This window comes from Clostridia bacterium (genome assembly GCA_017405765.1).
GTDB lineage: Bacteria > Bacillota > Clostridia > Oscillospirales > RGIG577 > RGIG577.
In genome coordinates, this window is the sequence record JAFQZS010000005.1 from 39,378 (window position 1) to 50,842 (window position 11,465).

The window sequence follows — 11,465 nt, forward strand, 5'->3', positions numbered from 1 at the left end:
TATGTGTGGAATCGTAGGCTTTATAGGAAGACATGACGCAGCGCCGATTTTACTGGATGGACTTTCTAAGCTTGAATACCGCGGTTATGACTCGGCAGGTCTGGCGGTACGAGATGAAAAAGGGAATTTTGAAGTTGTGAAAGCCAAGGGGCGTCTTCTCAATCTTTATGAGAAAACGGATTCCGGCAAAGCGCTTCACGGAACGATAGGCATAGGCCATACGCGCTGGGCTACGCACGGCGAACCGAGCGAGACGAACGCTCATCCCCATATATCCGGCTCCGATGTGGATGACTCCATGGTAGTCGGCGTACATAACGGCATCATAGAAAACTATGTCGAGATGAAGGACAAGCTTTTAAGAAAAGGCTATAAGTTTTACTCCGAGACTGATACCGAAGTAATGGTCAAGCTTGTAGACTATTATTACAAAAAGTATCAATGTCCTCCCGGAGAAGCTATTGCCAAGGCGATGGTGCGCGTAAGAGGTTCGTATGCTCTTGTGCTTATGTTCAAGGACCATCCCGACGAGATATGGGCTGCAAGAAAAGATTCGCCGATGATAATAGGCATATGCGACGGGGAAACTTATGTTGCATCCGATGTGCCGGCAATTTTAAAGTATACTAAAAACGTATACTACATCGGCAATATGGAGATCGCGCGCCTTAAAGAAGGCACGGCGGAATTTTTCAATATCGACAGCGAGCCGCTCGAAAAGGAGCTCGTTGAGATAACATGGGACGCCGAAGCTGCCGAAAAGGGCGGCTACGAGCACTTTATGATGAAAGAGATACATGAGCAGCCGCGCGCTATTACCGATACGCTCAACAGTCTCATCAAGGGAGAGAGAAACGAACGCAGGATAGATTTTGAATCTATCGGAATTTCCGATGAAGATATAAAGAATATTTCTCAAATATATATCGCGGCATGCGGCTCTGCATGGCATGTCGGTATGGCGGCGCAGTATGTCCTTGAGGATCTGGCGCGCATTCCCGTTAGAGTGGAGCTTGCGTCTGAGTTCAGATACCGTGATCCCATACTTGATAAAAACGGTCTTGTTATCGTTATAAGCCAGTCGGGAGAGACGGCGGACAGCCTTGCCGCTCTAAGAGAGGCTAAGGAAAAAGGCATAAAGACGCTTGCCATAGTAAACGTTGTGGGTTCGTCTATAGCCCGTGAAGCCGACTATGTGCTTTACACCGTATCGGGTCCGGAGATAGCCGTTGCTACGACAAAGGCGTATTCAACGCAGCTTGTGGCAATGTATCTTGTGGCAATACAATTCGGCGCGGTTCGCGGTTGTATCGATGAAGAAAAGTACGCTTACTATATTTCCGAGCTTTATACGCTGCCGGATAAGATAGAGAAGATTTTTGAAACAAAAGAAAAGCTGCAGTGGTTCGCTGCCAAATTCGTAAATGTTCATGACGTTTTCTTTATCGGCAGAAGTATTGACTACGCCGTATCGCTTGAGGGCAGTCTCAAGATGAAGGAGATATCATACGTTCATTCAGAGGCTTATGCGGCAGGTGAATTGAAGCATGGCACGATAAGCATGATCGAAGACGGTACGCTTGTTATAAGTGTGATCACGCAGCCGCAGCTTTATGAAAAGACGATATCCAATATGGTAGAGTGCAAAGCGCGCGGCGCATATCTTGCGGCTATAACGACTTACGGGCATTACGACGTAGAGGACAGGGTAAACTTTGTTACGTATATTCCCAACGTCGATCCGCACTTTATGGGAAGCCTGAGCGTTATCCCGCTTCAGCTGTTGGGTTATTATCTGAGCCTAAGCCGCGGGCTTGACGTAGATAAGCCGCGAAATTTGGCAAAATCGGTAACGGTTGAATGATCTATACTTTTGAGGCCGCTCTTGTCGGGCGGCCTTTTTAATTGCTTTTTTGGATAAAACTACAGCGGCGCGCTATATTCTAGCGCGCCGCTGTTTGATACTGTTTTAATTTTTATGCCTTAAGTCTGGCTTCTAAGTCGTCAAGCTGCTGCTTTAATTCCTTGGGAAGCTTGTCGCCGAGCTTGTTGTAAAGCTCGCGCACAGAAGCCGTATCCTCAAGCCAGAGCGCGGGATCAACGTTCAATATGTTCTTCATCGTATCGAGCGTTACGTCCGTGCCCTCAAGGTCGATATCCTCCGGCTTCGGAACGTAGCCGATAGGAGTCTTAACGGCGTCGGCCTTGCCTTCGCAGCGGTCGAGTATCCAGTTGAGGACTCTTAAGTTGTCGCCGAAGCCCGGCCATGCGAAGTGGCCTTCATCGTCAAGTCTGAACCAGTTTACGTTGAAGATCTTAGGCGGGTTCTTTATCTTTTTGCCCATCTCGATCCAATGATTGAAGTAGTCGCCCATATGGTATCCGCAGAACGGAAGCATAGCCATAGGATCGCGGCGTACAACGCCTACCGCGCCGGTAGCCGCAGCCGTCGTCTCAGACGCCATTGCGCTGCCTACGTATACGCCGTGCTCCCAATCGAGCGCTTCGTATACGAGCGGAGCAGTCTTTGCGCGTCTGCCTCCGAAGATGATAGCCGACAGCGGAACGCCCTTCGGATTTTCAAATTCGGGCGAAATGCAGGGGCAGTTCATAGCGGGAGCGGTAAAGCGCGAATTGGGATGCGCGCCCTTTACGCCGGAATCGGGATCCCACGGGTTGCCCTTCCAGTCAAGCGAATGCTTGGGCGGATTTTTGTCAAGTCCCTCCCACCATACGGTGTTGTCGTCGAGATTGAGAGCCACATTAGTGAATATCGTATTCTTTCTCGTAGCGGCAAGAGCGTTCGGGTTTGATTTTTCATTAGTGCCGGGAGCTACGCCGAAGAAGCCGAATTCGGGATTTACAGCCCAAAGTCTGCCGTCCTCGCCTATGCGTATCCATGCGATATCGTCGCCTACGCACCACGTCTTATAGCCCATATCGCGATATTTCTTCGGCGGAATGAGCATGGCAAGGTTCGTCTTGCCGCAGGCCGACGGGAATGCGCCGGCGATGTATTTTACCTCGCCCTTGGGATTCTGTATGCCAAGGATCAGCATATGCTCGGCCATCCAGCCCTCGTTCTTGCCTAAGAACGAAGCAATTCTAAGCGCGAAGCACTTTTTGCCTAAGAGCACGTTGCCGCCGTAACCGGAGTTTACCGACATTATCGTATTCTCTTCGGGGAAGTGCACTATATAGCGCTTTTCGGGGTCGAGCTGCGCTTTTGAGTGAAGACCCTTGATAAAGTCGGGGCTGTCGCCTAACTGCTTAACTACAGCCTCGCCGACGCGGGTCATTATTATCATATTCAGAACAACGTAAATGGAATCTGTAAGCTCTATGCCTATTTTTGAAAATTCGCTGCCTACCGCGCCCATTGAATAAGGGATAACGTACATTGTGCGTCCCTTCATAGAGCCGTCGTAAATACCTTTAAGCATCGACTTCATTTCATCGGGAGCCATCCAGTTATTAGTCGGTCCTGCGTCTTCTTTTTTGGAGGTGCAGATGAATGTGCGCGCTTCAACACGGGCAACATCGTTGGGATCTGTGCGATGCAGGTAGCATCCGGGAAGCTTCTCCTGGTTAAGCTTCATCATTTCGCCGGTCTTTTCGGCAGCCGCGCGAAGCTCGTTTGCCTGCGCCTCGCTTCCGTCGATAAGCACTACATTGTCGGGTTTGCACAGAGCGACCATTTCATCGACCCAGCTTTTTACGGCCTTGTTTAATTCCATGACTCATTATCCTTTCTTTTTATTTGCAGGCGGCAAAGGGAACCTGCGTCTGCTATTTTGTTAACATGTCTGAAAGTCTTGCAAAATCCGCAAGAGACATACGCTCGCCGCGTATATCTTTATTTTTCCCCATAATTAGAAGATACTCATAAAGCTCGTTTTTGTCAAGTCCCGTCATATTGGAAAGGGCGTTTGCAAGCGTTTTTCTGCGTTGGGAGAAGGCCGCCTTTATAAGGCCGAACATATGAGCCTCGTTGTGCACAGAAACGCGGGGCTTGTCTAAAATATTCAGCCGTATTACTGCCGAATCCACGGATGGGACGGGATAGAAATCACGTGCCGGCACGTCGAAAAGATACTCCGGCTCGCAAAAGTAGTGCACTGTAAGCGAGATCGCACCGTTATCCTTTGAATTTTCATCGGCGCAGAGACGCTTCGCCACTTCACGCTGGACCATTACGGTCAGCGCTTTAAGCGGCAGGCGCTCTTCTATGAGCCTCATTATTATCGGCGTCGTGATGTAATACGGAAGATTTGCGCAGACGCATACTTCCATACCGGCAAATTCGCGCTCTATGAGCTCTCGTAAGTCAAGCTTCATTATATCATTGTATATGATCTTTACGTTAGGCGCGTCGGACAGCGTTTCGGAAAGTATGGGCGCAAGCTTTCTGTCTATTTCGATCGCTACCGTTTTTTCGGCTTCCTTTGAAAGCTCGCGCGTAAGGCTGCCTATGCCGGGGCCTATTTCAAGCGCTCCGCGGCCGGAGAGCTTGGCGCTTTTTGCAATATTTTTAAGAACGTCGCCGTTTATAAGAAAATTCTGGCCGTAATCTTTTTGCGCCTGAAATCCGTGGCGCCTAAGAAGTGCGCGCACCTCGTCAAAATCGCAAAGGTCCATTATTTTTACCTCTATTCAAGAATGTACACACGAGCGTCGCGTATACCGAAAAGAATACACTCATCCTTCGTTTCCAGGAAGAGATCTATCTTGTTTCCTTTTATCAGTCTGCCGGTATCCTCGGCAATGCAGTAACCGTATATCCAGCTTTCACCGTCAGCGCTCTCTATGTACAGCTTGCTGCCAAGAGGTATTACGCTTGGGTCAACGGCTACGGTGCCGACCTTCGGCCATGTGCGTGTGGCGGTAACGTATCCGGTGTGCGTATAAGCCGTTGCAACTACGTCTATCGTTTTTGTATAACGCTCAATGCGTCCTTCGGAGGCAATAAGCCCGCTTGAGGCGCCGGGCGCGTCCGGCCTGTTATCGCAGACGGAGACCATACCTTCGTCTGTTTTCAGGAGTATGGCCTCGTCGGCAAGAAGCCGCTCTGTTTCAACGCCGTTCACATAATGCACCTCATACGTTGCGCGCTTTACCGCGTCGTTTAAAGAAACGGGGGTGGCGTTTTCGCTGTTTTCGCCCGCGTCAAATGTGGAAACGTCAACATTATATGTGGTGTTCAGATAATTTGTAACAGAAGGAACTATTACATCCTCTGTTTCTATCCTGACTTCTATAAAATCGACATTGAGCGTACTGCTTTCGGTCAACATTTCATCTTCGGATATCGAAAGAACATCGTCCTCATCGTAGCTTATGCCGTTATTTTCAAGGATATTTTTAACCGTATCGGGTACGGTGCGCACAATGCGGCTTTCGCCGCCTGTTATTATTTCCACATCGAAGCTGCGGGTTATATTTATTTTTGCCTCTCTTGTTAATAGAGCGGGTGCATCGAGGACGTCGCCGTCGTTGATTATTATTCCCTCATCCTCAAGGAAGCTTTGCGTATCGCGTATATTGGTGGTATAAGTTTGAATTTTTCCGTCGTCGTTTACCGTAACGGGTATATATGTGCCCGCGTACACGTTGAAAACTATCGCACATACAGCTACGACGCCCCATACCACAATGAAGAACCAGCCTTGTCCCACAATCTTTTTTGGAAAATTAGAGCTCATGGTATTTCCTCCTGTTTTCACAAAAACCGGGGCAAATATCAAAAATGTTTTAAGATAAAAACAAAATTCGCCCGTTTTGATTATTATTCAAAGCGAACGAAAACAAAAAATATTAAGCTTGGAAAGGAACAAAGGAATAATAACCAAAACAACTGCCGTTTTTATATAATAATTATTTGCTGCGCATACTTCAAAGAATACGCCCGCCGCGCGCTGCGCGGCGAGGTATTCTTTTTTAGCAAAAACAATCGCAAAATTATCTCTTCGAGAACTGCGGCGCGCGGCGTGCTGCCTTTAAGCCGTACTTCTTTCTTTCCTTCATACGCGGATCGCGCGTGAGGAAGCCGGCCTTTTTAAGCGCCGGACGAAGCTCTGCGTCGTACTGGAGAAGCGCACGGGAAAGACCGTGTCTTATTGCGCCTGCCTGGCCGGTAAAGCCGCCGCCCGAAACCTTTGCAATAATGTCGAACTTGCCTAAGGTATCGGTGAGCGCCAGAGGCTGGCGAACGATGAGCTTTAACGTCTCCAGACCGAAATAATCGTCGATATCTCTGTCATTTATCGTAACATTACCGGTGCCGGGAAGGATCCTTACTCTTGCAACGGATTTCTTTCTTCTGCCGGTGCCGTAGAAATATGTCTTATCGCTTGAATACATTTATATTATCCTCCCTTATATTTTTCCGGTGTAAAGCACGGGCTTCTGAGCTTGATGGTTATGCTCCGCGCCGCTGTATACCTTTAAGCGTCTGATGGACTTTCTGCCTATAGAATTCTTAGGGAGCATACCCCATACTGCAAGTTCAACAGCCTTTTCGGGACGGGAAGCCATAAGTCTCTTATACTGTACTTTTTTGAGACCGCCGATCCAACCGGAATGGGTGATGTAATATTTCTTTTCAAGCTTCTTGCCGGTAAGGATGACCTTATCCGCATTGATAACTATAACGTGATCGCCGCAGTCCACATAATTTGTAAAATCGACCTTGTGCTTACCTCTGAGCATCGACGCAACAACGGCCGCAACTCTGCCGAGGGGCTTGCCTGCCGCGTCAACAACGTGCCATGCGCGCTCAACGTTTTCAACTTTTGCCATAGTCGTTGACATTAAAATAATCCTCCTTAAAGTTTCATCTGATTTCTGATTTATCAGGAACGCCGCATATTACAATACGGCCTATTCTTTTAAGCATGACTTATTATACATATGGTTTCTCAGCTTGTCAACACCTTTTTTCTGATTTTTTAATTTATACTGCGCGTTCTCTTAAAATCTCTCGTTTTTGCGTTATTTCTCTCTCTGGTACGTTCGCCGTTTCATATTTTTGCGGATTTTTATGGCGAGATGCGTATCTGTTTTTTGCTTATTTTCATAAAGACAGTCACAAAAAAGGGGAACGAATATTCGATCGTTCCCCTATGTTTCGTAATCTCTTTAAGGTTTGCACGTGCCGCACGGCTTGTATCCCTGCGATACGGCCTCGTCGCGCGTGCCGTGGAAGAATATCTTGTTCTTTTCGGCCATCGTTTTTACGCCGGGACACGACGGCAAATGAAATATACCGGAGTTTTTGTTTATTATGTAGTCTGCATCGGCGTCGCCCGACGTGTTATTCTCCTGTACGGCCGTTTGTGCGGCCTCGGCGCTTTCCTTATCGCCTTCCTTTATGTCGTCCGAGACGGGTTTTACATAATTCGGATCGCGCTCGCTTTCTCCCGTCGCATGGTCAATTATCACGCCGGGCTGCTCGTTAAAGCAGTATACACAGAACATGACGCCTGCGCCGTTGTCTTCAACGGAGAGCGCCTCCATAATAACGCCGCTTGCCACTAAGTTTTCGCCCTCAAAGACGGGCGTTACGCGATAGAGCACGTGATTTTTTGTTCTTTTTACGTAATTCGCAACGATATTTTCAAACGGGAGCATCCCCTCTATGTTCAAATAGCGCGTGCCGGTGATGAGGTTCTTTTCGTTTGCGTTTTCGCCCGCAAGCATGAACGCGATAAGATGGCATCTGTTGTAGAGGTATTTATCGGATATAAGGTCGTCGTAGCGGACCGTATGCCAGCCTGTCGGCTTTATCATGCCTATTTCGCCGCGCGCCTCATCGGGCATTATATCTATGCACACGTTAGCATAGGCGGGGCCGCATCTGCCCAGCTGATCAAGGTCGCTGTAATACTCAAAGGCGGTGAGCGCGTCCGGTGAGGACGCATCAAGATCGGGCACGTTGTTATTTAAAACGGCGTAAGGCCGGCCCGCGTATTGCGGGAGCGCCGATGCGGGCGAAAGGTGACGTTTGGACACCGAAACACGCGCATCCATATCTACCGCGCGCGTGATTATAGCAGCTGCGGCCGCGCGCGTTATCTTAAGATCGGGATAAAACGTTCCTGCTTGGTCGCTTCCGTTCAATATGCCGGCGCGGTAGAGGCATTGTATCTCGGCGGCATAGGGAGTATCCTCGCTTACGTCGGGTATATCGGAAAGGCTTACGTCATTTATTTCGGCGTAGGCCGACTGCGGCAGCGCGTTATAGAAGATATGCGCCATCTGCGCGCGCGTTGCGGGCGCAGATGGATCTGCGTATTCGCCGTCGAACGATATGCCGCTTTCGTAGGCGTATTCAAAGTAAGGCTCGTACCAAGGCTCGCCGTTTTCAAGCGTTGAGCGTCCCGTTTTATATATTTCGTTCACGCGGTCGGCCATTACGACGGCCTGCGCCACGGTGAGGCTCTCGTCAGGCGCGAAGCGTCCGTCGGGGAGACCTTCCATAAGACCGTAGGCCGAGCAGTCGTAAATGCTTTCGTAAGCCCAATGCGAGGCGGCTACGTCCGAAAATCGCACGGCGTATGTGTTATTCTTATCGAAGTTGTTAAGTCCCGCCGCATATGCGGGCATAATGAGCACAGATATTATAAGGATCACAGCCATGATCCGAGAGATATGTTTTTTCATTTTTATCCTCCGAAGTTTGTTTGGGGCGGCGACGCCAAGGTCAAGTTAGCATATTTGCGGCGTCGTGTCAATGTATGGGTGATACGCTGCGCTTGACTTTCACGAAAGGCAGGCATTTTTTATGACATTGGTTCTAAAAAATGCGCGCAGCGCCGCGTTTTCCCTTGAAAAATATAAAGTATTGCTTTATTATATAAATATCAGAGTTTTTTTAAAAGAGAAAGTCGTAATTTATATGAATATCGTTCTTATTGAGCCCGAAATACCGCAAAATACGGGCAATATCGCGCGTACCTGCGCCGCGACACATACTCCGCTGCATATAGTGAAGCCGATGGGATTTACCGTAGACGACAAAAAATTAAAGCGGGCAGGTCTCGATTACTGGTACATGCTTGACATAACATATTACGAAAATTATGCACAGTTTTACGAAAGCCATAAGGACTGCGAGCTTCATTTCTTTACAACAAAGGGTAAGCGCGTCCATTCCGATGTAAAATACGGGCCGGACGCCTATCTTATTTTCGGCAAGGAGACGGCGGGCATAGACGAGCATATATTAAAAGAAAATATGCATCGATGCGCGCGTATACCCATGTACGGCGAGGCGCGAAGCCTTAACCTTTCGAACAGTGTTGCCGTGGCGCTTTACGAGGCGCTCAGGCAGAATGATTATGCGGGATTAAAACTTAAAGGTAAGCTTCATAATATAGAAGACGACGATTAAAAGATAAAAGAAGGAGCGTGGAAAAATATGAGTAAAAAAAGCATCAGAGATATCGATGTTGCCGGCAAAAAGGTGCTTGTGCGCTGTGATTTCAACGTGCCGCTCAGCAAGACCGACGGAACGATATCTGACGACAAGCGTATACGCGAGAGCCTGCCTACGATAAAGCATCTGCTTTCGCAGAACGCGCGTGTTATCCTGTGCTCGCATATGGGACGTCCCAAGGGCGAGAAAAACGAAAAGTATACTTTAAAACCGGTGGCAGAGCGTCTTTCCGAGATGCTGGGCTTTGAGGTGCCGCTTGCATCCGATGTAATAGGCGAAGAGGTGACCGCTCTTATAGATGCGCTGGAACCGGGACGCGCCGTGCTCCTTGAAAACGTGCGCTTTTATAAAGAGGAAGAAAAGAACGACCCCGCATTTGCAAAGGCGCTTGCCGATATGGCTGAAATATACGTAAACGACGCTTTCGGCACGGCTCACCGCGCTCACGCTTCCACTGCCGGAGTGGCGGCTTACCTGCCTGCGGTATGCGGTTTCCTTATTGAAAAAGAGCTTTCCGTTATAGGCGGCGCAATAAGCGATCCCAAGCGCCCGTTCGTAGCTATCTTGGGCGGCGCGAAGGTTTCCGATAAGATAGGCGTTATCGACAATCTTTTAAATATTGCCGACGCCGTAATAATAGGCGGAGGCATGGCGTATACCTTCCTTAAAGCACAGGGGCTTGAGATAGGAAAATCGCTTTGCGACGATGAGCGCATAGACGTGGCGAAAAAGGCTATAGAGAAGGCGAAAGAGAAGGGCGTAAAATTCTATATGCCGATAGATGTGGTATGCGCAAGCGAGATATCCGACGACGCAGAGGCGAAGACTTACGACGCGGACAAGATACCTGCGGATCTCATGGGCCTCGATATAGGCGAAAAGACGATAAAATTATACGAGGACGTTATAAAGGGCGCGAAGACCGTTATATGGAACGGTCCTATGGGCGTTTTTGAGGTTGAGAAATTTGCAAACGGAACGCGCGCCGTGGCAAACGCCATGGCCGCTTCAGACGCCATAACCATAATCGGCGGCGGCGACAGCGCGTCGGCGGCAGGCAAAATGGGTATCGCCGCAAAGATGACGCATATATCCACGGGCGGCGGCGCAACGCTTGAATACCTTGAGGGTATAGAGCTTCCCGGTATCGCCGCGCTTAATGATAAATAGAGAGTGAAATATAAGCGGGCGGACTTTTAAAGTTCGTCCGCCATGCCGTTTTACGGCGTTTATATACTTTGCTGCGGAGGGGAAACATGGAGAACAAAAGGAAAAAGCTCATTGCAGGCAACTGGAAGATGAACAAAACGTACGATGATGCAAAAACGCTTCTTTCGGAACTTGCCGTACTGAAATCGCCGCCGTGCGACGTGGCGGTATGCGTACCGTTTATTTACATAAAAGAAGCGGCCGATATAATGAAGGACGCCGCAGTTTCGGTAGGAGCGCAGAATGTGTGCAATAAAGAGAGCGGCGCATATACGGGCGAAGTGTCGGCGCCTCAGCTTTCATCGGTCGGCGCAAAGTACGTTATCATAGGACACTCCGAGCGGCGCGCATACTACGGCGAGACTGACAAAAGCGTGAACGAAAAGATAAAGATCGCGCTTGAGCACGGCCTTTTCCCGATAGTCTGCGTAGGCGAGACGCTCGAAATGCGCGAGCAGGGCATAACGGGAGAGCATATAAGCATACAGGTAAAGCTTGCGCTTTCGGGAATTGCGAAGGACGATATGAAGCGTATCACCATAGCTTATGAGCCGATATGGGCTATAGGCACGGGCAAGACGGCCACTCCCGACGAGGCCGAGGAGGTATGCGCCCTGATACGCGGCGTTCTTCAGTCGCTTTACGGCGCAGATACGGCCGAGGCGACGCGCATACTTTACGGCGGCTCGATGAACGCGAAGAATGCGGCCGAGCTTTTGAAAAAGCCCGACATCGACGGGGGACTTATCGGCGGTGCGTCATTAAAGAGCGCCGACTTTTTAAAGATTGTTGAGGCGGGCAGATCGTGAATACAGGCGAA

10 protein-coding genes are annotated in these 11,465 nt (G+C 49.2%); 4 read left to right on the forward strand and 6 right to left on the reverse strand.

Annotated features, from left to right (window positions below; all coding sequences use genetic code 11):
• Position 1 precedes the first annotated feature (1 nt).
• Positions 2–1,864 (forward strand): glutamine--fructose-6-phosphate transaminase (isomerizing), encoded by a 1,863-nt coding sequence (gene glmS / locus IJG50_01255; GenBank protein ID MBQ3378472.1) that lies wholly within the window; start codon positions 2–4, stop codon positions 1,862–1,864.
• Between the two features lie 112 nt (positions 1,865–1,976).
• On the opposite strand, the gene IJG50_01260 is transcribed toward glmS, so the two are convergent.
• The 6 genes from IJG50_01260 to IJG50_01285 form a co-directional block, all read right to left on the reverse strand.
• Positions 1,977–3,737: a phosphoenolpyruvate carboxykinase (GTP) gene (locus IJG50_01260; protein ID MBQ3378473.1), complete on the reverse strand. Its 1,761-nt coding sequence runs from the start codon at positions 3,735–3,737 to the stop codon at positions 1,977–1,979.
• Between the two features lie 52 nt (positions 3,738–3,789).
• Entirely contained in the window at positions 3,790–4,638 is an 849-nt protein-coding gene (rsmA, locus tag IJG50_01265) for a 16S rRNA (adenine(1518)-N(6)/adenine(1519)-N(6))-dimethyltransferase RsmA (GenBank protein ID MBQ3378474.1), read from the reverse strand.
• 11 nt (positions 4,639–4,649) lie between these two features.
• Entirely contained in the window at positions 4,650–5,702 is a 1,053-nt protein-coding gene (locus tag IJG50_01270; protein ID MBQ3378475.1) for a DUF348 domain-containing protein, read from the reverse strand.
• 256 nt (positions 5,703–5,958) lie between these two features.
• Positions 5,959–6,360 (reverse strand): 30S ribosomal protein S9, encoded by a 402-nt coding sequence (gene rpsI, locus IJG50_01275; GenBank protein ID MBQ3378476.1) that lies wholly within the window; start codon positions 6,358–6,360, stop codon positions 5,959–5,961.
• Between the two features lie 15 nt (positions 6,361–6,375).
• Positions 6,376–6,810 (reverse strand): 50S ribosomal protein L13, encoded by a 435-nt coding sequence (gene rplM / locus IJG50_01280; GenBank protein ID MBQ3378477.1) that lies wholly within the window; start codon positions 6,808–6,810, stop codon positions 6,376–6,378.
• A 327-nt stretch (positions 6,811–7,137) separates the two neighbouring features.
• Positions 7,138–8,661 carry a DNA/RNA non-specific endonuclease gene (locus IJG50_01285; GenBank protein MBQ3378478.1) on the reverse strand — a complete coding sequence of 508 codons (1,524 nt, stop codon included), beginning with the start codon at positions 8,659–8,661 and terminating at the stop codon, positions 7,138–7,140.
• 235 nt (positions 8,662–8,896) lie between these two features.
• On the opposite strand from IJG50_01285, the gene trmL reads away from it, so the two are divergent.
• The 3 genes from trmL to IJG50_01300 all read left to right on the forward strand — a co-directional run bounded on the left by trmL (position 8,897) and on the right by IJG50_01300 (position 11,454).
• Positions 8,897–9,391, forward strand: coding sequence for a tRNA (uridine(34)/cytosine(34)/5-carboxymethylaminomethyluridine(34)-2'-O)-methyltransferase TrmL (gene trmL / locus IJG50_01290; GenBank protein MBQ3378479.1), 495 nt, complete (start codon positions 8,897–8,899; stop codon positions 9,389–9,391).
• A 27-nt stretch (positions 9,392–9,418) separates the two neighbouring features.
• On the forward strand, positions 9,419–10,606 hold the full coding sequence (locus IJG50_01295; protein MBQ3378480.1) for a phosphoglycerate kinase: 1,188 nt from the start codon (positions 9,419–9,421) through the stop codon (positions 10,604–10,606).
• Positions 10,607–10,692: 86 nt separating this feature from the next.
• Positions 10,693–11,454 carry a triose-phosphate isomerase gene (locus tag IJG50_01300; protein MBQ3378481.1) on the forward strand — a complete coding sequence of 254 codons (762 nt, stop codon included), beginning with the start codon at positions 10,693–10,695 and terminating at the stop codon, positions 11,452–11,454.
• Positions 11,455–11,465 lie beyond the last annotated feature (11 nt).